Origin of the sequence: Euzebya pacifica, assembly GCF_003344865.1 — a bacterium.
In the GTDB taxonomy this organism is placed as follows: Bacteria; Actinomycetota; Nitriliruptoria; order Euzebyales; family Euzebyaceae; genus Euzebya; species Euzebya pacifica.
In genome coordinates, this window is the sequence record NZ_CP031165.1 from 2,961,003 (window position 1) to 2,984,303 (window position 23,301).

At 70.5% G+C, this 23,301-nt stretch carries 18 protein-coding genes; 15 read left to right on the top strand and 3 right to left on the bottom strand.

Features of this window, described 5'->3' with window-relative positions:
- The 4 genes from DVS28_RS12640 to DVS28_RS12655 all read left to right on the top strand — a co-directional run bounded on the left by DVS28_RS12640 (position 1) and on the right by DVS28_RS12655 (position 6,034).
- On the top strand, positions 1 to 2,490 hold the full coding sequence (locus DVS28_RS12640; protein WP_164710459.1) for a S8 family serine peptidase: 2,490 nt from the start codon (positions 1 to 3) through the stop codon (positions 2,488 to 2,490).
- 84 nt (positions 2,491 to 2,574) lie between these two features.
- A complete protein-coding gene (arc, locus tag DVS28_RS12645) occupies positions 2,575 to 4,320 on the top strand; it encodes a proteasome ATPase (RefSeq protein WP_114591765.1) in 1,746 nt (581 codons plus the stop codon).
- Complete coding sequence (locus tag DVS28_RS12650) at positions 4,304 to 5,209, top strand: diacylglycerol/lipid kinase family protein (protein ID WP_114594156.1); 906 nt, start codon at positions 4,304 to 4,306, stop codon at positions 5,207 to 5,209. Before arc ends, DVS28_RS12650 begins: the two co-directional genes overlap by 17 nt.
- 90 nt (positions 5,210 to 5,299) lie before the next feature.
- Entirely contained in the window at positions 5,300 to 6,034 is a 735-nt protein-coding gene (locus DVS28_RS12655) for a hypothetical protein (RefSeq protein ID WP_114591766.1), read from the top strand.
- Positions 6,035 to 6,161: 127 nt separating this feature from the next.
- Here the strand turns inward: DVS28_RS12655 and DVS28_RS28005 are convergent, their stop codons facing one another.
- The gene (locus DVS28_RS28005; RefSeq protein WP_123060214.1) at positions 6,162 to 7,313 is read right to left on the bottom strand and encodes a collagen-like domain-containing protein; all 1,152 of its coding nucleotides are present in this window, start codon (positions 7,311 to 7,313) and stop codon (positions 6,162 to 6,164) included.
- A 179-nt stretch (positions 7,314 to 7,492) separates the two neighbouring features.
- Between DVS28_RS28005 and dop the strand changes: the two genes are divergently transcribed.
- From dop to DVS28_RS12700, 8 genes are all read left to right on the top strand, one after another.
- Positions 7,493 to 8,992 carry a depupylase/deamidase Dop gene (gene dop / locus DVS28_RS12665; RefSeq protein WP_114591768.1) on the top strand — a complete coding sequence of 500 codons (1,500 nt, stop codon included), beginning with the start codon at positions 7,493 to 7,495 and terminating at the stop codon, positions 8,990 to 8,992.
- A gap of 20 nt (positions 8,993 to 9,012) precedes the next feature.
- Entirely contained in the window at positions 9,013 to 10,935 is a 1,923-nt protein-coding gene (locus DVS28_RS12670) for an alpha-amylase family protein (RefSeq protein ID WP_164710460.1), read from the top strand.
- Between the two features lie 52 nt (positions 10,936 to 10,987).
- Entirely contained in the window at positions 10,988 to 11,176 is a 189-nt protein-coding gene (locus DVS28_RS12675; RefSeq protein ID WP_108666334.1) for a ubiquitin-like protein Pup, read from the top strand.
- A gap of 69 nt (positions 11,177 to 11,245) precedes the next feature.
- Positions 11,246 to 12,100: a proteasome subunit beta gene (prcB, locus tag DVS28_RS12680; protein WP_114591770.1), complete on the top strand. Its 855-nt coding sequence runs from the start codon at positions 11,246 to 11,248 to the stop codon at positions 12,098 to 12,100.
- Positions 12,101 to 12,119: 19 nt separating this feature from the next.
- The gene (gene prcA, locus DVS28_RS12685; RefSeq protein WP_216826001.1) at positions 12,120 to 12,794 is read left to right on the top strand and encodes a proteasome subunit alpha; all 675 of its coding nucleotides are present in this window, start codon (positions 12,120 to 12,122) and stop codon (positions 12,792 to 12,794) included.
- 68 nt (positions 12,795 to 12,862) lie between these two features.
- A complete protein-coding gene (locus DVS28_RS12690) occupies positions 12,863 to 14,749 on the top strand; it encodes a serine/threonine-protein kinase (RefSeq protein WP_114591771.1) in 1,887 nt (628 codons plus the stop codon).
- 90 nt (positions 14,750 to 14,839) lie between these two features.
- Positions 14,840 to 16,195, top strand: a complete 1,356-nt coding sequence (gene pafA / locus DVS28_RS12695; RefSeq protein ID WP_114591772.1) for a Pup--protein ligase — start codon at positions 14,840 to 14,842, stop codon at positions 16,193 to 16,195.
- A gap of 45 nt (positions 16,196 to 16,240) precedes the next feature.
- Positions 16,241 to 17,104 (top strand): SCO6745 family protein, encoded by an 864-nt coding sequence (locus DVS28_RS12700; protein ID WP_114591773.1) that lies wholly within the window; start codon positions 16,241 to 16,243, stop codon positions 17,102 to 17,104.
- Between the two features lie 10 nt (positions 17,105 to 17,114).
- Here DVS28_RS12700 and DVS28_RS12705 read toward each other — a convergent pair whose 3' ends face one another.
- The gene (locus DVS28_RS12705) at positions 17,115 to 17,687 is read right to left on the bottom strand and encodes a helix-turn-helix domain-containing protein (RefSeq protein ID WP_114591774.1); all 573 of its coding nucleotides are present in this window, start codon (positions 17,685 to 17,687) and stop codon (positions 17,115 to 17,117) included.
- Positions 17,688 to 17,734: 47 nt separating this feature from the next.
- Here DVS28_RS12705 and DVS28_RS12710 point away from each other — a divergent pair, with 47 nt between their 5' ends.
- On the top strand, positions 17,735 to 18,664 hold the full coding sequence (locus tag DVS28_RS12710; protein WP_114591775.1) for a class I SAM-dependent methyltransferase: 930 nt from the start codon (positions 17,735 to 17,737) through the stop codon (positions 18,662 to 18,664).
- A 9-nt stretch (positions 18,665 to 18,673) separates the two neighbouring features.
- On the opposite strand, the gene DVS28_RS12715 is transcribed toward DVS28_RS12710, so the two are convergent.
- A complete protein-coding gene (locus DVS28_RS12715) occupies positions 18,674 to 21,172 on the bottom strand; it encodes a transglycosylase domain-containing protein (protein WP_164710461.1) in 2,499 nt (832 codons plus the stop codon).
- 179 nt (positions 21,173 to 21,351) lie between these two features.
- Here DVS28_RS12715 and DVS28_RS12720 point away from each other — a divergent pair, with 179 nt between their 5' ends.
- The gene (locus DVS28_RS12720; RefSeq protein ID WP_114591777.1) at positions 21,352 to 22,302 is read left to right on the top strand and encodes a helix-turn-helix transcriptional regulator; all 951 of its coding nucleotides are present in this window, start codon (positions 21,352 to 21,354) and stop codon (positions 22,300 to 22,302) included.
- Positions 22,299 to 23,243, top strand: a complete 945-nt coding sequence (locus DVS28_RS12725; RefSeq protein WP_114591778.1) for a helix-turn-helix transcriptional regulator — start codon at positions 22,299 to 22,301, stop codon at positions 23,241 to 23,243. The genes DVS28_RS12720 and DVS28_RS12725 overlap by 4 nt, the downstream gene beginning before the upstream one ends.
- Positions 23,244 to 23,301: the final 58 nt, after the last annotated feature.

The following is a 23,301-nucleotide window of genomic DNA, read 5'->3' on the forward strand; positions in this document are numbered from 1 at the left end:
TTGCCTCGCGCCAGCCGAACGCCGTCAGTCATCGTCGTGGTCCTCGGGATGCTCCTCGCCACGCTGGGTGCCCTGCCCGCCCACGCCGACGACGACAACCGCCCGGTCCGATCCGGCGACGTGGCGTTGCCTGCGCAACCCCTCGTCCGCGATGCCACCGTCCTGCCGGACCGCCTGCTGGTGACCCTCGACGACACGCCCGGCCGGGCCTCGTGGGCAGCGCCACTGACCACCCGGGCCCTCGGCGCCCGCGAGACCGTGGCGCTGGCCCAGCGGGTCCAGCTCGTCACGACGGCACCCGGCACCAGCGATGTCGTCGCCGATGCGCTGCTGGCCCGTGGTGACGTCGTCGCCGTCGAACCCGACGTGCAGCGCGAGTTCCACGCCGTGCCCAACGACACCTCCTACGACCTGCAGTGGGCCCACGCGGCCACCAACATCGAGCAGGCGTGGGACCACTCGACCGGCGGCGGCCGGGAGGGCGAGACCCGTCCGCTCGTCGCGGTCGTCGACTCCGGCGTGGACGCGACCCATCCCGAGCTGGCCGGCACCGTGGTCGCCAGCCTGCGGTCGGCCAGCGGTGTCATCGTGCAGGGCCAGCCCAAGAACGACGAGTGCGGCATCGCGCACGGCACGGCGGTCGCCGGGGTCGTGGGTGCGGCCGGCAACAACGGGCGGGGAATCACCGGGGCACTGTGGAACCCGCGCATCATCGACATCTCGCTGACCTCGCCGCTCAACGACTGTCCGCGCGGTCCCGCCGACTCCGACGCGATCACCGCGATGGCCTACCTGTCGCAGCTCGACGAGCCGCCGCTGGCCATGAACCTCAGCTTCGGCACGTCCGCCAACGAGTGCACGGCCGCCTACCAGGCCGCGATCGACCAGGCCCGCGCCGCCGGCATCGTCGTGGTGTCCTCCGCAGGGAACGCCCAGAGCAACGCCAACAGCATCCCGGCGTCGTGCAACGGCGCGATCTCCGTGGGTGCCACGGGGCCGGACGGGACACGCGCTACCTACAGCCAGTTCAACCCCTACGTGGACCTCAGCGCGCCCGGCGGCCAGGCACGCAACTGCCCCAACTCCCTTTCCGAGCTCGCCAGCGAAGCCGTCCTGACGACCAGCCTCGTCGACCCCAAGCAGTACGACCTGGGCACCGGGTGCACCCCGTCGCTGGCCGATCCCCACGGGGACCGGCTGGAGGCGACGCAGGGCACCTCGTTCTCCACCCCCTACGTTGCTGCCGCCGCGGCGCTGCTGCGGCAGCACGCAACCGACACGGGCCGGACCCTGTCGGTCGACGAGGTCGAGGCCCTGCTGGAGGGGACCGCCACCGACGCCGGACCGACGGGTCGCGACGACGACTACGGCTGGGGCGCCCTCGACGTCGGGGCCGCCATGACCCACCTGGTCAGCGGCCAGCCCATCCCGGCCCTCCAGCCCGATCCCGACTTCGCCGTGGGCCCCACCGCCCCCGTGGCCGTACGCGTGTCGGACCCGGGCGACCTCGACACGACCGACCCGATCAGCCAGGCCGTCGCCATCAGCCGTGGCAACCCCGCCGGCACACGGCCCTTCGCCGTGCTGGCCCGGGTCGACGACTTCGCCGACGCCCTGTCCGGCGCGGCGCTGGGACTCGGGATCGCCTCGCTCCTCTACACCTCCCACGACGGCGCGCTCGACCCCCGCACCCGGGAGGAGCTGCTGCGCGTTCTCGACTTCGAGACCAGCCAGCCGGTCGTCTACGTGATGGGCGGCACGGCGGCGATCCCCGCCGCAGTCGATGACGAGCTGCGCAGCCTCGGCATCACGGTGCAGCGCATCGCCGGGGGTGGCCGGGAGGAAACGGCCGTGCAGGCGGCCGCCGTCGTCGAGCAGCTCAAGTCCCTCGCTGGCGACATCCCGACCCGCAACTGGGTGTTCGTCACCTCGGGACGGGACTTCGCCGACGCCGTCACCGCCGGACAGATGGCTGCCTACTACGGCATCCCCATCCTGGTCACCAACGCAGATGCACTGCATCCCACCACGGCGCAGGAGCTGTCGCGCCTGGCGCCGGATCGGGTCGTGGTCGTCGGCGGCGAGACGGCAGTCTCGTCGGCTGCGATGGCCGAGATCGAGGAGCTCGGGTTCCCGACGTCCCGGGCCGGAGGGGCCACCCGTATCGACACGGCCCTCGCCGTCTTCGACCTCTACGCCGCCGAGCTCGCCGTCGACCGCGACGGCGCCATCGAACGGGCCGCGACCGTCGCGGTGAACCTGCGTGACGGCTTCACCGACGCACTGTCGGCATCGCTCATCGCTGGGCAGGGGAACTGGTACCTGCCGCTGGAGGGCATGGCCGGGAACCCCATCACGCCGGCGACTCGCGGGACGTTCTGTGACTTCGGCGGCCAGCTGTACGTCATCGGCGGCCGCGACCGGATCGACGACGACACCACCGAGGAGCTGCTCCGGATCCTGGCAGGGGAGGGGTGCAGCCCCGGTTGACCCGTCGCGGCAGTCGTCACGCGCACGAGGCAGACCACGCCCGGCCTGCCATAATCCTTCTCACGATTGACAAGGAGGACCAGCATGTCCGAGGACCAGCCAGGTACCACTCCGACCGGTGAGTCGGAGGAGACCCTCCGTTCCAGAGTGCAGTTCCTCGAGGAAGAGGCCACGATGCTCCGGCGTCGTCTGGACGACTCCCCGAGCAGGGTCCGCGCCCTCGAGGAGCGGCTGCTGGAGTCCAAGTCGCAGCTGTCGGGTGCGATGGCCCAGAACGGCAAGCTCGCCGACACCCTCCGCGACGCCCGCGAGCAGATCATCGGGCTCAAGGAGCAGGTCGAGAAGCTGGCTGCGCCGCCCAGCGGGTACGGCGTCTTCCTGGGACGCGGACCGACCGACGAGACCGTCGAGATCTTCACCCAGGGCCGCAAGCTGCGGGTCAACGTCAGCCCCGACGTCGAGATCGGCGAGCTGCGCCAGGGGCAGGAAGTCGTCCTCAACGAGGCCCTCAACGTCGTGGAGTCCGCCGGCTACGAGATCATCGGCGAGGTCATGGCCGTCAAGGAGGTCATGGGCGACGGCCGGCTGCTGGTCATCGGCCACACCGACGACGAGCAGGTCGTGCGGATGTCCGACGCGCTGATGGACTCGCCGTTGCGCAGCGGCGACCACGTGATGGTGGAGTCCCGGTCCGGCTACGCCCTCGAGCGGCTCAACCGTCCCGAGGTGGAGGAGCTCGTCCTCGAGGAGGTGCCCGACATCGCCTACACCGACATCGGTGGGCTCGGGCCGCAGATCGAAGCCATCCAGGACGCCGTCGAGCTGCCGTTCCTCCACTCCGACCTGTTCGTCGAGCACGAGCTGCGCCCGCCCAAGGGCATCCTGCTGTACGGCCCTCCCGGCTGCGGGAAGACCATGATCGCCAAGGCGGTCGCGAACTCGCTGGCCAAGCGGGTCGCGGAGAAGGAGGGCCGCGACGACGCGCGGTCGTACTTCCTCAACATCAAGGGCCCCGAGCTGCTCAACAAGTACGTCGGCGAGACCGAACGACAGATCCGCCTCATCTTCCAGCGCGCACGCGAGAAGGTCGCCGAGGGGCACCCGGTCATCGTGTTCTTCGACGAGATGGACTCCATCTTCCGGACCCGCGGATCGGGCGTGTCCTCCGACGTCGAGACGACCATCGTCCCGCAGCTGCTCAGCGAGATCGACGGTGTCGAGACCCTCAAGGACGTCATCGTCATCGGCGCGTCCAACCGCGAGGACATGATCGACCCGGCGATCCTGCGTCCCGGACGACTCGACGTGAAGATCAAGATCGAACGGCCCAACGAGATCGCCGCCAAGGAGATCTTCGCGATCTACCTGCACGCCGGACTGCCGCTGCATCCCGACCTGGTCAAGGAGTACGGATCGGAGGAGGACGCCTGCAGGGCGCTGGTCAGTCAGACCGTCGAGCGGATGTACGCCGACGACGACACCAACCGCTTCCTGGAGGTCACCTACGCCAACGGGGACAAGGAGGTCCTGTACTTCAAGGACTTCAACTCCGGTGCCATGATCGAGAACGTGGTTGCCCGAGCCAAGAAGCTGGCGATCAAGCGGTTCCTCGACGAGGGCCAGAAGGGCATCAAGGCCGAGGACCTGCAGATCGCGATCAGGGACGAGTTCAAGGAGAACGAGGACCTGCCCAACACCACCAACCCCGACGACTGGGCTCGCATCTCCGGCAAGAAGGGCGAGCGGATCGTGTACGTCCGCACGCTCATCGGGGACGGCAACGAGCCCGGCAAGTCGATCGAGAGCGTCCAGACTGGCCAGTACCTCTAGCAGCGGCGGACGGGGGTACCTCCTCGTCCGCAACACCGCTGCCGGCACCGACGACCAGGCGTTCGTCGACGCGGTCTGCCACGCCCTCGGAACCGCCGAGGTCGTCGCCACCGACGGTCCGGGCGACGTCGACGACGCGCTGCGCGCCGCCGACGGCCGCATGGTCGTGGCCTGTGGCGGCGACGGGTCCCTGCACCTGCTGGTCGAACGGGCCCGGGCCCTCGGCCTTGCCGACCGGGTCGAGCTCGGCCTGGTCCCGCTGGGCACCGGCAACGACTTCGCCGGCCACCTCGGGATCCCGACCGACCCCGACGGCGCCGCCGCCGTCCTCCGCGACGGCCCCACCCGGGCCATGGACGTCCTCATCGGTGACGACGACCAGGTCGTCGTCAACGCGGTGCACGTCGGCATCGGGGTCGAGGCGGCCCGACGGGCCGATGACCTGAAGGCCTCACTCGGCGCGCTGGCCTACCCGCTGGGGGCCATGGTCGCCGGGGTGGCAGCCGAGGGCCTGCAGGTGGAGGTGCGGGTCGACGGCGAACGGATCGACCTGGGCGACCCGGCGCTGATGGTGATCGTCGGCAACGGCCCGACCATCGGTGGCGGCACGCCAGCGGTGCCGTCCGCACGGCCCGACGACGGCGTGCTGGACGTGGTCGTCAGCCACGCCGTGGGCCCCGCCGCCCGGACGGCGTTCGGCATGGCGTTGGCCCGAGGGACGCACGTCGATCGTGACGACGTCGTGACCGCTCGCGGCGGCCGGGTGGAGATCCTCGGTCCGCGGCTGGCCCACAACGCCGACGGCGACCTCGCCGAGGCGACGGACACGCCACGCAGCTACCGCATCGAACCGGCCAGCTACCGGCTGCGGGTGCCGCCGGCGCCCTGACACCGAACACGGTTCAGAACAGAACGAGGATTTCCGCAGCGGCGTCGCGAAGCAGGGCCACACGACCCGATCGCTCCATGGAGGTTCACGATGCGTCCGTCCGCTGCTGCCCCGGCCCTTGCCCTGCTGCTCGCCACCCTCGTTCCGGGGGCGGTTGGCGCCGATCAAGAACCCTGCATCCTCGTGGAGGGTGCAGAGACCACCGACACCGCTGACGACGTGGAGGCCTGCCGTACGCCGGTGTGGTTCCACGAAGCCGACACCAAGGTCGGCAACCTGGCTGGGCAGGGATACGGCATCCCCAGCTGGGACGGCAACGCCCCGGCTGCCTCGGTCACGACCGGTGCCGGTGGCGGCTACTTCGGCACCAGCGCCTGGCAGCTCACCGACGAGTGGGACCCGACCTACACCCCGGCGTTCGAGGGCAGCCTCGACGGTGCCGTCGACAACCTGCTGATCGACCTGTACCTGTTCCCGCCGCAGGCCATGGTGGAGAACGCGGCCGGCCAGGGCGGGACCAGCTTCCGCGTGGACGCCAACCTGTACGTCGACGGCGACCTCGTCGCCCAGCACGGCGACCTGACCATGGACCTCGAGGACGCCGGCGATGCCGTCAAGAAGGTCCAGTTCGCCTTCGTCGACCTGTACGACCCGGCGATCGGTGACGGCCCCCACGACCTGCGGCTGGAGGTCGTCGGCACGGGCCTGGCCTCCAACGGTGCCGTCTGGGTCTACGACACCACCGAGGTGCCGTCGGGGATCGTCTTCAACGCCACCGACGCCGAGCTCGACGGCGTGGCCGGCAACCCCGACTGGCCTTTCTGACAGGAAGCGCCGGGCCGGTGGAGGCGGCGACGGGGGAGCAGGTCCCGTCCTCGCCGTCTCCACCCCGCCCCACGCTGGTCCGCGTCCCCCGACCGCCGCGTGACGGGGCTGCTCGGTCAGGGATGGGTCAGCAGGCGAAGACGGTGTCGCTCCCAGAGGTGATCTCGCCAGGTCCCCCCAAGCCGTAAGTGGTGGTGCCATCCCCGACACGGGCCACTGGCAGCCGGCCATCGCATGCTCCGAAGTGCACTTGGCCGCCAAGGAGGTGTAGGAGGCTGGAGCTCATCACCACAGTGCTCTGGGACTCGAGGCCAAGGCGATTCTGCGCCGCGAGGTCGAGGGAGAGCGCACCGAGGGTCATGGACGAGGGATCGAGGACCAGCGAGCTCCCGCCGATCCCCAGCGCGATCCTGTTGGCGTCCAGCTGCACCGACGTCCCGTAGCCGCGCATCGTCGCCCCGTCGTTCGTCACGGTGACCGTGTAGACCCCGTTGGGACTCTGGATCTGCGAGATGCCCTCGCACAGGAGCAGTCCGTTGGCGTCGATACCGGTGACGAACGTGCCGGCGGCGCAGCTCTGCGCGGCGACCGACTCGCCGGCGGGCCCCTGCGGCCCCTCTGGACCGGCCGGTCCAGCCGGTCCAGGTGCCCCCGTGGGTCCCTGCGGGCCCTCCAGGCCATCGGCGCCGGGGCTGCCCTGCGGACCCGCTTCGCCGGCTGGCCCCGTGGCACCCCGTGCACCAGCCGGCCCGGCAGGACCTGCTGGGCCAGCGGGCCCGGTGGCACCGTCGCTGCCGTCCTGCCCGGCGGCCCCCTCCGGTCCGATCGGGCCCATCGGGCCTGCCGGACCCGCTGGCCCCACGTCGCCGCGGGCGCCGTCCAGTCCGTCGTCGCCCGGTGCACCGTCCGCACCCGTGAGGCCTCGCGGCCCCGCAGGCCCGGCGGGACCCTCCGGCCCGACTGCCCCGTCGGCACCGTCGACGCCGTCGACGCCGTCGACGCCGGGAATGCCCTGGATTCCCTGCGGGCCCTGGTCCCCGACGGGCCCGGTCTCGCCCTGCGGTCCGGTGGCGCTCCACGAGATCTGCGTCTCGTTGGACCTGCACGCCCGGTCGGGTTCGGCGCCGGTGGCCACCTGCGACAGGGTCCCGTTCTTGAGGCACCCGGTGAACTGGGTGTCGGTCGGCGCCTGGGCGATGACCGCAGTCGCGGTGAGGGCGATGGCGGCCATCGTCGCGACGACTGCCACCGCCAGTGAACGTGTCGATGCAGCTGCCATGACAAACTCCCCTGTTCGGTGGCGCAAGTGCCACAGAGGTGACCCTAACCCGGCAGTCGGACTAGTCAACCTTCAGAGAACGCCCCTCTCCCTCGTGTCCCGTCGACCTGTCATGGGCGCGGGGCATGACGTCGGTCCGACCCCGGGAAGGGATTGCACCCCGGTAGGCTGGCCGCCACATGGCGATCACCAAGTACCTCGGCACCGAAACCGAGTTCGGCATCACCGTGGTGGGCCGACCCGAGTTCAACCCTGTCCTGGCCTCCTCGTTGGTGGTCAACGCCTACTCCGCGGACGGCCGCAACCGCGCCCGATGGGACTACGAGGACGAGGACCCGCTCCGTGATGCGCGTGGGTTCGCCCAGCCGGGCGCCCACGAACCGGCCCCCGAGGACGACATCGGGCTGGCCAACTCGATCCTGACCAACGGCGCACGGTTCTACGTCGACCACGCCCACCCGGAGTACTCCTCACCCGAGGTCTCCAACCCGCGTGACGCCGTGGTGTGGGACAAGGCCGGTGAGCGGATCCTCGAGATCGCGGCGACCCGTGCGGCGCCGCTGCTGCCCGGTCACGACGACCGTCAGCCCGGCCGCATCCTGATCACCAAGAACAACACCGACGGCAAGGGTGCCGCCTACGGGATGCACGAGAACTACATCGTGGACCGGGCGACCCCGTTCGGCGAGATCGTGCGACAGCTGACCCCGTTCTTCATCTCCCGGCAGCCACTCGTCGGCGCAGGGCGGGTCGGCAGCGAGTTCGCCTCTGCCGAGGTGGACTACCAGGTCACCCAGCGGGCCGACTTCTTCGAGGTGGAGGTGGGCCTGGAGACCACGCTGAAGCGGCCGATCATCAACACCCGCGACGAACCCCACGCCGACCCCGACCGCTTCCGGCGCCTGCACGTCATCATCGGCGACGCCAACATGAGCGAGGTCTGCACCTACCTCAAGCTGGGGTCGACCGCGCTGGTCCTGTCGATGGTCGAGGACGGTTTCCTGCCCGACGCGCTGTCGGTGGCCAACCCGGTCAAGACGCTCCACGAGGTCAGCCACGACCTGTCGTGCGCGAAGACCATCGCGCTGAAGGACGGTCGTCGGGTACGGCCCACCGAGCTGCAGTGGCACTACCTGGAATGGGCCCGCAAGTGGGCCGACCAGCACGACGCGCCGGAGTGGGCCGCGGACCTGATGGCCACCTGGGAACGCGTCCTGACCCAGCTGGAGACCGACCCGATGGGCCTCGACGGGGTCGTCGACTGGGTGACCAAGTACCGGATCATGCAGCGCTACGTCGACCGTGACGGCTTGGACTGGGACGACGAGAAGCTGAAGCTGATCGACATCCAGTACCACGACGTGCGGCAGGACAAGGGGCTGTACAACAAGCTCGTCGCCGGCGGCCGGATCGAGACCATGGTGGAGGAGTCAGAGGTGCAGCGGGCGATCACCGCCCCGCCATCCGACACCCGCGCCTACTTCCGAGGCCGCTGCCTGGAGAAGTTCCGTGACAGCGTCACGGCGGCAGGCTGGGACTCCATGATCTTCGACGTGGGCGGTGAGACCCTCCAGCGCGTCCCGATGATGGACCCCGCCCGCGGGACCGAAGCCGTCGTGGGTGACCTGATCGACCGATGCGACACGGCCCGGCAGCTGCTGGACGCCATTCGCGCGTGAGCGACGGGGACGATCCGAAGATGGCGCGACCGCACCTCGTCCTCGCCCGGCGGCTGGAGCGGGATCCACGCCTGCCAGACGGTGAACGTGCCGTCGTCGCCGCCAGGGCCGAACGCTGGCTGGAGCAGGTCCTGCCGGCCCTCGCGCTGGTCTACCCCAACGATCCGGACCTGCCCGACCGCCTGCTCGACGTCCTCGTGGAGGGTGTCGTCGCACGGTCCGACAGCCTCCGGACGCGCGACCGGGTACGTGAGGCAGCCCCCGACTGGTTCCTGTCCGAACGCATGGTCGGCTACGTCACCTACGTCGACCGGTTCGACGGGACGATCGCGCGCATCGGCGACCGCCTGGACCACCTGACCGACCTGGGGGTCACGTACCTGCACCTGATGCCGCTGCTGCATGCGCGCCCCCGGCCCAACGACGGTGGCTACGCCGTGCAGGACTTCCGCGCGGTCGACCCGTCGCTGGGCACCATGGAGGACCTGCGAGCCCTGGCCGCACGCCTGCACGCCAACGGGATCAGCCTCTGCGTGGACCTCGTGCTCAACCACACGGCCGCGGAGCACGAGTGGGCCCAGCGGGCCCGGGCGGGGGAGCAGCGGTACCTCGACTACTACCGCACCTATCCCGACCGGACCGAGCCCGACCGCTGGGAGCAAACCCTGCCGGAGGTGTTCCCCGACACCGCACCCGGCAACTTCACGTGGGACGAGACCATGGGACGGTGGGTCTGGACGACCTTCAACCGATGGCAGTGGGACCTCGACTGGTCCAACCCCGACGTCTTCGTGGAGATGTTGCGGATCATCCTCGACCTCGCGGCCGTCGGCATCGACGTGCTGCGATTGGACGCGGTCCCGTTCCTGTGGAAGCGCATGGGGACCGACAGCCAGAACCTGGCCGAGGTGCACCTGATCCTGCGCGCCATCCGTGGGCTGGTCGGCATCGCCGCGCCGGCCACCATCCTCAAGGGCGAGGCCATCGTGGCCCCCCGTGACCTCGTGCCCTACCAAGGCGTCGGCCCGCGAGAGGCCGCCGAGTGCGACCTGCTGTACCACAACCAGCTGATGGTCCAGGGCTGGTCGTCCCTCGCCGCGAAGGACGGCCGGCTCGCGACCATCGGGTTGTCGACGATGGCCGAGACCCCGCCGCACGCATCATGGGTCACCTACGTCAGGTGCCACGACGACATCGGCTGGGCCATCGACGACACCGACGCCGCTCAGCGCGGCTGGAACGGGTCGGCCCACCGCCGGTTCCTGTCCAGCTGGTACGCCGGCGAGCTGGAGGGCAGTCCGGCCGAGGGCGCCCATTTCCAGGAGGACTTCGTCTCGGGCGACCGACGGACGTCGGGGACCACCGCCGCGCTGGTCGGCCTGACCCGCGCCCGAAGGGATGGCGACCAGGCGGCCATCGGCGAGGCCATCGACCGGTTCCTGCTGCTGTACGCGCTGGCCGCTAGCTACGGCGGCATCCCGCTGATCTGGATGGGCGACGAGATCGCGCTCGACAACGACACGAGCTTCCTCGCCGACCCCGACCGCGCCGCGGACAACCGTTGGTTGCACCGCCCGCCCATGGACTGGGTGCGCGCGGAGCGGCGTCACGACCGGGCCACCGTCGAGGGCCGCGTGCACGCCGGGCTGGTGCGCCTGATGCGGACACGGGCCGCGCTGCCGACCCTGCGAGCGGGTGGTCGCGTCGCCCCGCTGTGGCACGACAACGACCACGTGCTGGCCTTCCGTCGCCATCACAGCCGCCACGGCAGGCTGATCGCGCTCGCCAACTTCCACCCCGACCCGCAGCGCGTGGACCTGCGTGCCACCGAGGTCGCCGACCTGCACGAACCGTTCGACGCGCTGGATGCCCACTGGACCCGGTCGGGGCCGGGCGCAGACGTCGTGCCGGGGTTGTCGATGCGGTGGATCAGCGAACCGTGAGTCCCGACCTCGGTAGACTCGGGGCAACGACGAATCCCTCGAGGAGGCACCCATGAGCGACGGTGGACAGGTCCGCAAGCAGAAGGGCAAGCAGACCGAGGAGCAGGACGCCAAGGTCGAGACCGAGGCGACCGAGGTCGACACCTCCGACGTCGATGACCTGCTCGACGAGATCGACGGTGTCCTCGAGGAGAACGCCGAGGAGTTCGTCAAGAACTACGTCCAGAAGGGCGGCCAGTAGGCCATCCAGTCACCGTCGGCGCCGTGGTGCGCGGTCAGCCGCCGGAGCGTGGTGTAGCGTCGGCCGCCTATGACGGACCGCCATCCCCTGCGCCCCTTCATCGTGGACCCGTTCGACTACACCGCCCCGAGCTTCAGCGCGCTGCTGCGCCAGGCCGTCCCGGAGGCGATGCCCCAGATGGGTGACGTGCACAACCTGCCCGCCCATGTCGAGGGCACGACGATCGTGGCCACCACCTATGCCGGTGGCGTGATCATCGCCGGCGACCGGCGTGCCACCGCCGGGAACCTCATCTCCAAGCGCGACATGCGCAAGATCTTCCAGACCGACCGCCTGTCGGCCGTCGGCATCTCCGGTTCTGCCGGCCCAGCCATCGAGCTGGCCAAGATCTTCGCCACGGAGCTGGAGCACTACGAGAAGGTCGAGGGCAGCGAGCTGTCCCTGGAGGGCAAGGCCAACAAGCTGGCCAGCATGGTGCGCGGCAACCTGCCGCTGGCGATGCAGGGCCTTGTCGTCGTGCCGTTGTTCGCCGGTTTCGATCCTCGCCACGACGAGGGCCGCATCTTCGACTTCGACGTCGCCGGTGGCCGCTACGAGGAGAAGCGCTTCTCGGCCACGGGATCGGGCAGCCTGCATGCCCGCGCGTCGCTCAAGGCCCGCTGGGAGGCCGGCCTGACCGCCGACGCCGCGGTCGACCTCGCCGTCGCCTCGTTGTGGGACGCTGCTGACGAGGACTCCGCAACGGGTGGTCCCGACACGATCCGTGGCGTCTACCCGATCGTCGCCCAGATCGATGCCGACGGGTACGTCGAGCGCGACGAGGACGACATCGCCGAACGGGCCCGCGTGGTCGCCGAGGCCCGCAGCAGCCGGTTGTCCGGCGGCGGCGCCGAGACCAGCCCTCGCCCCAACGCCAACCCCTGATCCGCGGGAGCCACACCCCATGCCGATGATGCCCTACGTGTCGCCCGAGCAGGCGATGAAGGACAAGGCCGACTTCGCCCGCAAGGGCATCAGCCGTGGTCGGTCCGTCGTTGCACTCACCACCGAGAACGGCTTGTTGTTCGTCGCCGAGAACCCCTCCGCCACCCTGCACAAGGTCTCGGAGATCTACGACTGCATCGCCTTCGCCGCGGTCGGCAAGTACAACGAGTTCGAGCAGCTCCGCGTGGCCGGGATCCGCCTGGCCGACGTCAAGGGCTACCAGTACAGCCGCGACGACGTCACCGGACGCGCGCTGGCCAACGCCTACGCCAACGCCATGGGCGCGACGTTCACCGATTCGCCCAAGCCGCTGGAGGTCGAGCTGCTCGTCGCAGAGGTCGCCGAGGACGACGTCGAGCTGTACCACATCCTTTACGACGGCTCGATCACCGACGAGGAGAACTACGTCGCCATCGGCGGCAGCGCCGAGGCCATCAACGAGGCCCTCAAGAACCGCTTCGAGCCCGGCATGGACCGGGCCACGGCCCTGCGGACCACCGTCGCGGCGCTGCAGGAGGTCGAGGAGCGCGAGATGGTCGCGGACCGCCTGGAGGTCGCTGGCCTGGACCGTGCGCTGGGTCGTCGCAAGTTCTTCCGGCTCTCCGAGGACGACATCGCGGGGATGTTGTCCTGACGAGGGTCTGACGACTCGTCCCGGCAGGCGCCATTCCGTTCGCCTCCCCGCTACGCTGCGACCAACTCATGGCACCGGAACCCATCGACCTCGGAATCGAAGACCTCGCAGACGCTGTCGAGGTCGGCGCTGGCGGCTTCGGCACGGTCTACAAGGCGCGTCAGGAATCCCTGCGCCGCGACGTCGCCGTCAAGATGGTCACCAGCACCGTCAAGGACCGGAAGGTGCGGATCCGCTTCGAGCGCGAGATCCAGGCCATGGGCATGCTCTCGGGCCACCCCAACATCGTCACCGTCTACGACTCGGGGTTCACCAGCAACGGGCAGCCCTACATCCTGATGGACTTCATGGACCAGGGGTCGCTGGCCGATCGCCTGGAGTCCGACACGACGCTGCCGTGGGCCGATGTGCTGGAGATCATGGTCAAGGTCTGCGGGGCGCTGGAGACCGCGCACCAGGCCGGCATCCTGCACCGCGACATCAAGCCCGAGAACGTCCTCGTCAGCGCGTACGGGGAACCCAAGCTCGGCGACTTCGGCATCGCCCGGCTCAAGGGCGGCCCAGAAACGGGCACCTCCAGCCTGACCGCATCCATCGAACACGTCTCGCCGGAGCTGCTGGAGGCGAAGGCACCGGGCGTGCCCAGCGACATCTACGCCCTCGGGTCGACGATGTACAAGCTGCTGGTCGGCCGCGCGGCGTTCCTCAAGCCCGAGGACGAGTCGATCGTTCCGGCCCTGACCCGCATCCGCGACGAACCCGTCCCCAACCTGCGCGAACGCGGGGTCCCCGACCCGGTCGCCGGGATCGTCGAGCGGTCCATGGCGAAGGATCCGGCAGCGCGGTTCAGCTCTGCTGCAGAGATGGGACGTGCGCTGCGGACCGCCCAGCGACAGCTCGGCCTCTCCGTCACGCCCCTGCCGATCCGCGAGGAGGAGGCAGCCGCCGCGCGTGACGCCACCCGGACGATCAACACCGACGACCTCGCGTCCTCCATCGACGACATCCGGGCCCAGGCGGGTCTGCCATCCGGTCCGGTCACCCACAGCGGCCCCCAGGGTGTCGCCGGCCCACCGTCCCAGCCCGGCCTCGTGCCCGGCCCGCGAACGGGGCCCGTCGGCCCCCAGGGTCCACAGTCGGGCCCCCCGCGCCAGCCCACGGGCCCGGTCGGCTACCAGCAACCGCAGCATCAGTCCGGTCCGCAGCCGTTCCGTGGTCCCGGACCCGCGCCGGCCTATCAGCAGCCTGCACCCCCGTCGTCGGGCGGGAACGGACGCACGCTGGCGATCGTCGGCGGCATCGTCGGCCTGGCCGTGGTCGTCGGGATCGGCGTCGCGGTCGCGGTGTCCGGCGGCGGAGACCCCGACCCGGAACCGACCGTCCCCGTCACGCCGACCGCTCCCGTCACCGACCCCGTGACCGAACCCGAGCCCGGGCCCACCACCGAGGACGAACCGCCCGAGTACGTCTACGAGAACCTGGTCGACGACACCGGGACGATCACCATCCAGGCGCCGCGGCCGTGGACCGACGTCGACGGTGGCCCGTGGATGGAGGACGGCAACCCGATCGGCCGGCAGATCACCGCCGCACCGGACCTCGCCGCCTTCCGCGGCAGCTGGAACGTTCCCGGGGTGATCTTCGGCGTCAGCGAGCAGCTGGCCACATCGTTCACCCCAGAGACCCTGCTGGACGCCTTCAGCTTCGCGGAGCAGTGCGACTACCAGGGACGGACCGACTACAGCGACCAGGCCTACACCGGCTTCCGGGACGACTACGTCGACTGCAGTGGCACCGACACCGACTACACCGTGGTCGCCGCGTGGCCGCCCGCCGCCGACGTGCTGCTGCTCGTGCAGTTCCAGCAGGTCGACGACCGCGACGAGGTCGCGCTGGAGACGGCCCTCAACAGCTTCTTCATCCCACCCACCGCCACCGAGGACCCTGGTCAGTAGCCACGGCGGGTGCCCGCCGGGACGGGACTGCGGCACTACAGTGGTGAGGATTCGGTCAGGACGACCGGTACCGCGAGCCAGGAGGATCCCATGCATCGGCGCATCTTCGGACTGGAGGTCGAGTACGGGGTCACCTGCACCTTCCGCGGTCAGCGGCGGTTGTCGCCCGACGAGGTCGCCCGCTACCTGTTCCGCCGCGTGGTCTCGTGGGGACGGTCCTCCAACGTGTTCCTGGAGAACGGCGCCCGGCTGTACCTGGACGTCGGCAGCCATCCCGAGTACGCCACCGCCGAGTGCGACTCGGTCAAGGCGGTCGTTGCCCACGACAAGTCGGGCGAACGGATCCTCGAGGGCCTGGTCGAGCAGGCCGAGGAGCGACTCCACGAGGAGGGCATCGCCGGGACTATCTACCTGTTCAAGAACAACACCGACTCGGCCGGCAACTCCTACGGCAGCCACGAGAACTACCTCGTCGCCCGGTTCGGTGAGTTCCAGAAGCTGGCCGACACCCTGATCCCGTTCCTGGTCAGCCGGCAGATCTTCGCCGGCGCCGGGAAGGTGCTGCAGACCCCCCGCGGGGCGGTCTACTCCATCTCCCAGCGGGCCGAGCACATCTGGGAGGGCCTGTCGTCGGCGACCACGCGGTCGCGGCCGATCATCAACTCCCGGGACGAGCCGCACGCGGACGCCGAACGGTTCCGACGCCTCCACGTGATCGTCGGCGACTCCAACATGGGCGAGTACACCACCTGGCTGAAGGTGGCGACCTGCGACCTGGTGCTGCGGATGATCGAGTCGGGTGCGGTCATGCGCGACCTGTCGCTGGACAACCCCATCCGGGCGATCCGCGAGATCAGCCACGACATGAGCTGCACCCGTCGGGTCAAGCTGGTGGGCGGGCGAGAGCTGTCGGCGCTGGAGATCCAGCGGGAGTACTACGCCCGCGTCAGCCAGTTCGTGCAGTCCACCGGGTCCGACCCCGACACCGACGAGGTCCTGGCCGAGTGGGGGCGGGTGCTCGACACCCTCGAGGACGACCCCCTCAAGCTGTCCCGCGAGATCGACTGGGTGACCAAGTACCAGCTGATCGACGACTATCGCGCCAAGCACGACCTGCCCCTGTCCCACCCACGGGTGGCCATGCTGGACCTGCAGTACCACGACGTGAACACCAAGCGCGGCCTGTACTACGTGCTGCAGCGCAACAACAAGGTCGACCGGGTCACCGACGACCACACCATCCAGACAGCCATGTCGACGCCGCCGCAGACCACCCGGGCGAAGCTGCGCGGTGACTTCATCCGTGAGGCCAAGCGCAAGCGTCGCGACTTCACCGTCGACTGGGTGCACCTGAAGCTCAACGACCAGGCCCAGCGCACCGTGCTGTGCAAGGACCCCTTCACCCACGACGACGAACGGGTGGCCAAGCTCATCGCCTCGATGTGACGCCTGCGCTGAGTCCGACCGCATCTGGGTCCTAGGATCGAACGCATGAGCCACCCTGCCTCCGCGATCCGGTCCGCCCGCGCCCTCCACGGCGTCATCGAGCCCCTGCACGCCATCATGTACTTCGCCAAGGAGGTGCAGGACCGCTTCGAGGCGCTCGGCATGGAGCCCCGGGGCGAGGGATACGTGGCCGGCCGGGCCGCACCGATGGGCGCGGTCGGCGCGGGCGCAGCCACCGCCGCGTTCTACGGGTTCAACCCGGCGGTGCTGCAGTACGCCCTCCCTGCTGCATGGGGCAAGGCCTCGCCCGCCACCATCCTGACCGCACGGGCCGAGGGCGTGCAGGAGGTGTTCGAACGCGTCCAGGCACCCACCGACGGCGTGGCCGAGGCGATCGAGCTGTCGAGCCGGGCCACGGAAGGCCTGGACTGCGCGGGCCGTCCGCTGGCCGCCGCCAACGCGCAGGTGCCCCTCACCGGCATGCCCTTCGCCGACCTGTGGCAGGTCACGGCGGTCCTGCGCGAGCACCGGGGGGACGGGCACCTCGCGGTGCTGCTGACCCACGAGCTGGGACCCGTGGACGCCATGGTCCTCTACGCCACCTGGCAGGACCGTGTCTCCCGCCGCTTCCTCCAGCGCAGCCGCATGTGGGACGACGACGCCTGGTCGGCGGCGGAGGAGCGGCTGCGCACACGCGGCTGGATGGACGCCGAGGGCCAGCTGACCGAGGAAGGGATCGCCAACCGCGACGCCATCGAGGCCGCCACCGACCGCCTGGCCGCTCCGCCGTACGCCGTGCTCGGTGAGGACGACGCCCGCCGCCTGTTCGACCTGATCCGTCCGGTCGCCGCCGCGCTCAGCGACGGTGGCGCCTATCCGCGACCCTGGACGCTGCCCGAGCGCTTCTGAGGCGGGCCGGTCACTGGTCGAGGTGGGCACGTTCCCCGTGCCGGTCGAAGATCATCAGCATCTCGACCGGGCCGCCGGCCCCGCCGAACGCGTGGGGGGTCATCGTGTCGAAGGACGCCGCCTGCCCCTCGCGGACCAGGATCTCGCGCTGGCCGAGCAGCAGCCGCGCGGTGCCCTCCAGCACGGTGAACCAGTCGTATCCCGGGTGCACCCGGGGTTCCTGTGGCGACGTGACCTCCGGATAGCGGATCTTCACCACCTGCCGGCCGCTGGGATCGTCGGGCCGGGACAGCGGCCACCGGATGATCCCGCGATGTTCGTCTCGTTCCGGCCGGATCACGACGTCCTCGAGGTCCGGTCCGGCCAGCAGGTCGTCGACGGAGGAGTCCAGGGCGGTGGCCAGGGCCACGAGGTGATCGAGCGCCAGCCGCCGATGACCGGTCTCGATCCGGCTGATCGTCGACGCGCCCATGTGCGCCCTGCGCCCCAGCTCGTCCAGGGACCAGCCGCGCGCCAGGCGCAGGCTGCGAAGCCGTTGGCGGACCGCGTCCTCAACCCCAGGAGCTGTCTTGTCTTGCGTCATCGGCAAGAGCCTATGCCTGTGACGCCGTCCGTGCATACGGTTCAGCCATGACCAACACCACACACGAGCACCAGCACCACGGCCACGGCGGGCACGACCACGGCAGTCACGACCACGATTCGGTCGACTGGGACGCCATGGGGGAGAGCCTGGAGGAGGAGGGGACCGTCGTCGCGCCGATGCTGGAGGAGATCCTGGGCTGGGTCGACACCATCGTCGGGGACGACGGACGGGCGCCGCGGCGCATCCTCGACGTGGGCTCGGGCCCCGGGGTCGGCACGGTCTCGATGCTGCAGCGCTGGCCCGACGCGGAAGCCGTGGCGGTCGACGCCGGACAGGGACTGCTGGCACGGGCGGACCGTCGGGCGGCGGACCGTGGCGTCGCGGACCGCCTGACCACCATCGAACGGCACCTTCCGGCCGACCTGACGGACCTCGGTCGGTTCGACCTGATCTGGGTGTCGATGGTGCTGCATCACCTCGGCGACGGCACGGAGGCCGTCAGGACGCTGGCGGACCTGCTGGAGCCCGGAGGTGTGCTGGTGGCCGTGGACTTCGGCGACCCGATGACCTTCCTGCCCGAGGACCTGGATCTCGGCCGACCCGGCCTGGACCAGCGGTTGGAGGAGGCGGTCGGTCGCTGGCTGCGGCACGGACACGGACACGACGAGGTGCCCGACGACGCCACCGTCAACGGTGACGTCGACGCCCTCGCCAGGGCTGCGGGGCTGGAGGTCGTGGCGGTGCGCGACTTCCGCCTGCGACTCGAGAGCCCCCTGGACGTGCCGTCCCGTCGGCTGCTTGCTGGTCACCTCCGGCGCCTGCAGACCGTCCTGGCCGACGGCCTGGACCCCGATGACGTCGCCGCGCTGGAGACGCTGCTGGACGACACCCACGCCGACGGCGTCCACCACAGCGACCGCGTGCACCTCGACACGTCTCGCCGGGTGCACGTCATCGCCGCGCCGACCGCCTGACCGCCGGGCCTAGCCGCCGCCGGGCCGCCCGACCGCGGGGTCCGGTGGCGGAGGCGGTTCCTCTTCCTCCGGCGGCGGAGCAGGCTCGGGTTCGGGGGCCGGCTCCGGGGGTGGTGGCGCAGGCGCGGGTGGCGGCGCGGGGGGCGGCGGAGGTGGCGGGGCCGGATCCGTCGTCGGACGCCCCTGGGGATTGTCCGGGGGTCCCGGGAGGGGCTCCTGCGGGTTCGGGTTGTCCGTCGGGCCGGTCGGCGGCTCGGGTTCCGGCTCGGGGACGGCTGTCGGCTGGTCGGTCGGGGTGGCCGGGGGTGGTGGAGGGGGAACCGACCCGGTGGAGATGCCGATGGTGATCTGCTCGCCCGCAGGGACCACGCTGCCACCGCGTGGCTGCTGCCAGACGACCTGCCCGGCCGGACGTTCGCTGTCGACCTCGGTGGTCCGCGCGGACAGGCCGACGTCGGCGAGCTCGCGGTAGGCGTCGAACTCCTGGAGGGTCCGCACGTCGGGGACCTCGACGTCGCCCTCCTGGACCTCGCGTTCGTACCCACCGGGCGGTTCGGTCGGGAACTCGATGGGTTCGACACCCTCGAGGGCCTGAACCATGAAGTCGTGCCAGATCTGGGAGGGCTGACGTCCCGAGGACACGCCGGACATCGCGATCCGGCCCTCCGGATGACCGACCCAGACCGAGGTGGACAGCACCGGCGTGTACCCGGTGAACCACGCGTCGGCGTTGGACTGGGAGGTACCGGTCTTGCCACCGGCGCGCCAACCGAGGTTGGCGATGTTGGCCCGGCCGGCGGTCCCGCAGCAGACGACCTGCTGCATGGTGTCGACCATGATCTCGTTGACGACCGGGTCGAAGATCTGGGTCGGGACCGTCGGGCGGGCGTAGAGCACGTTGCCCTGCTGGTCCTCGACGCGGTCGATGAGGCTCGGCTCGATCCAGGCCCCCGCGTTGGCGAACGCGGCGAACGCGCCGGCCATCTCCAGCGTCGTCACACCGTTCGTCAGACCGCCGAGCGCGATGGACGGGTTGATGATGACCTGGCCGGTGACGGGGTCACGCAGCGCCGCGTTGGTGTCGATGCCCAGCTGGTTGGCCAGGTTGACGACGTTCTCGGGACCGACGATCAGCATGAGCTGGGCGAAGGCGGTGTTGACGGAGCTGACCAGCGCCCGCCGCATGGTGATCGGCCCGTAGCTGGCGTTGCCGAAGTTCTTGACGCCGCGGTCCTCCCATTCGTCACCGGTCTCGAACCGGGTCGGACTGGCACCGGGCAGGGTCATGGAGGGGGAGAAGCCGATCTCCAACGCGGTGGCCATGACCAGCGGCTTCCAGCCGGAGCCGGGCTGCCGACGGCCCTGTGTGGCGAAGTTGTACTGCTCGCGGTCGAAGTCGCTGCCGCCGAAGATCGCCCGGATCTGGCCCGTGCGGGGGTCGACGCTGGACAGGGCCGCGGTGGGGGTCGGGTCGGGGAAGTACGACAGCACGACCTCCTCGGCGATCCGCTGCAGCCGCGGGTCGAAGGAGGTGTAGACGTTCAACCCGCCGTTGAGCAGCACCTCGTTGCGCTCCAGGCGCGAGTCCCCGAACTCCTCCAGGGTGTAGAACTCCTGCTTCACCGCCTCGGCGATGAAGGGATCCGACGGCTGCTCGATGATGCGCGGGGCGATCTGCAGAGGGACGTTCAGCTCGGACTCGAGCTGTTCGGGCGGCAGCCAGCCCTCCTGCACCATGGCCCGCAACGTCGCGTCACGACGGCGGAGCGCGATGTCGGGGAAGCGCCGCGGGTCGGTCGCCCCGGGGGAGCGGATCTGCCCGGCCAGGGTCGCAGCCTCACCGGCGGTCAGCTCACCGACGGTCTTGGCGAAGTACTCCTCGGCCGCGGCCGCGATGCCGTAGGCGCCGCCGCCGAAGTAGACCTGGTTGAGGTAGCGCTCCAGGATCTCCTCCTTGGTCAGCTCGCGTTCGAGCGCCATGGCGAAGGCGACCTCGGTGAGCTTGCGCTGCAGGGAGATGTCGTCGCCGACCTCGGACTTGGCGAGCTGCTGGGTGATCGTCGAGCCACCCTGGGAGACGTCACGGGTGCGCAGGTTCTCCAGCAGCGCTCGGCCGAAGCCCTCGACGTCGAACCCGTCGTGCTCGTAGAAGCGTCGGTCCTCCGCCGCCAGCACGGCGTTCTGCACGTGCGGGGGGATCTCGTCGAGGGTGACGATCGTCCTGTCCACCTCGTCGTGCAGCACCGCGATGACGCTGCCGTCGGCGGCGTACACCGTCGAGGTCTGGTCCAGGCCCGCGAGCTCGACTTCCTGGGGGACCTGCACGCCGAAGCCGACGCTGTTGGCCAGGCCCTCACCGGCGGGGGCGAGCAGCATCGACGCCACCCATCCGAGGATCAGGAAACCCACGAGCAGGCCGGCGAACAGGCCGCCGGTGCGCAGGAGGATGAGGACGCCGCCCTTGGTGAGCTGCAGGGCGCGGTCGGATGAGGGAGAAGTTTCGGACATGCCGATGGCCTGTGGACGACGATGGACTCGGGCACAGTCTCGCACGGTCCTGTGGTGATCTCCGCAGCCGTCACCGTCCGTTCGCATGGTTTGGCCGACGGTCCGGCTGGGCACTCGCTGCACAGCCGGGGGAAGGGCACACCGCGTTCCCGCCCGACGGCCGCTAGCCTGACCGCCCGGTGGTGGATCGACTCGAACGGCTGATCAACCTCGTCATCGCGCTGCGCGAGACGAGGCGTCCGTTGACGGTCGACGCCATCAACGAACGGGTCGCCGGCTACGAGGGAAACCGGACCGACGCGTGGCGACGGATGTTCGAGCGCGACAAGGCCGACCTCCGCGACCTGGGCGTGCCGCTGCGGACCGAACGGGTCGACCGGTTCGACGAGACGCTCGGGTACCGGATCGACCCGGCCGACTACGACCTCCCCGACATCACCTTCGACCCCGCCGAGCTGACCGCGCTGGCGCTGGCCGTGCAGCTGACCGGACTGGGGGACGAGGCCGCACCCGGCCTGGACAAGCTTGCGGTCGGCGCCGACCTGCCGGGCACGCCGCGGGGGATCGGTCGCCTGCCGCTGGAGCTCGGGCTGGACGCACCGAACCGCGGCACCCTGACCGACGCCCTCCTCGACCGGCGCCGCGTCCGGTTCGCCTACCGCCGCCCGGCTGACATGGGCGAGGACTCCACCACGCGCAGGGTCGAGCCCCATGCGCTGCTGCACCACCGCGGTCGCTGGTACCTGCGGGGCCACGACCTGGACCGGCAGGCCCTGCGGACCTTCCGGCTGGACCGCATCGAGGGAACCGTGCGGCTGACCGGTGAGGCGGGCGCGTTCGTCATCCCCGACGAGGTCCCCGACCCGAGGGAGGTCGTGCCCGGTGCCGACCTCGACCCGGTGGACGCCGTCGTGCTGGCCGATGCCGAGATCGCCTGGACGGTCGCCCGGCGTGCCCGTGGCGCCGGCGAGCCTGCCCCGCGGACCGGCTGGCGCCGGTTCACCATCCGCGTGACCGACCCCGACAGCTTCGTGTCGTGGGTCCTCGACCAGGGCCCCGCCATCGAGGTCGTCTCGCCGCCCGACCTCCGTGCGCGTGTCGTCGATCACCTGCAGGGGCTGCGCGGATGAATCCCACGCTTGCCCGCCTCCAGCGCTTGCTGGTCATGGTGCCCTGGCTGCTGGACCACCCCGGGGTCCACGTCGAGGAGGTCGCCGAGCGGTTCGACGTGGCGCCCGGTGACGTGCTCGACGACCTCGACGTGCTCGGCTACTGCGGGCTGCCGGGCTACGGGGGCGGTGACCTCATCGAGGTGTCGATCAGCGGGGACCGCGTGGCCGTGCGGATGGCCGAGTTCTTCGCCCGGCCGCTGGCCCTGTCGGTCCGGGAGGGCCTTGCCCTCCTCATGGCCGCGCGCGCTACACGCGACAGCGGGATCCTGGCCGAGGGACACGGTCCGCTGGAGTCGGCGATCGACAAGCTGACCGACCACCTCGGCGGACCGGCCGGCCTGCCCGTTGTGCTCGACATCGACGCAGGCGGGTCGGACCTGCTGCGTCGGCTCATGCCTGCGGTCGCCGACCAGCGGGTGGTCAGGATCACCTACCGGTCGGCGTCCAAGGAGGAGACGACGGTCCGCGAGGTCGAACCGTGGGCGCTGCGCAGCACCGGCGGCGCCTGGTACCTGCAGGGGTACTGCCGGATGGCCGAGGACGCCCGGGCGTTCCGGCTCGACCGGATCCGCGACCTCGTGGTCAGCGACGAACGCGCCCCCGATCCGCCGGACGAGCCCCCGCGGCCGCCGGTCTACGAACCGACCGACGCCGACCCCGTCGTGGTCATCGACGTCGGCCCCGAGTCGGCGTGGATCACCGACCACGTCGTGCTGTCGGATCGCGAACAGCTGGCCGACGGCCGACTGCGGCTGACCTTCCGCGCCGCGACCCTTGAATGGGCGGCAAGCCTGCTGGTCCGCCTCGGCGCGAACGCGACGGTGGTCACCCCGGATGCACTGCGGGACGTCGTCAGGGCCCGCGTCGAGGACGTACTAGTCAACTACGGCCAGGGTTGACCCCTCCAATGTGATGGTTTGGGCCTTCGGACGGCGTCGGACGCTCAAGGTTCGGTGA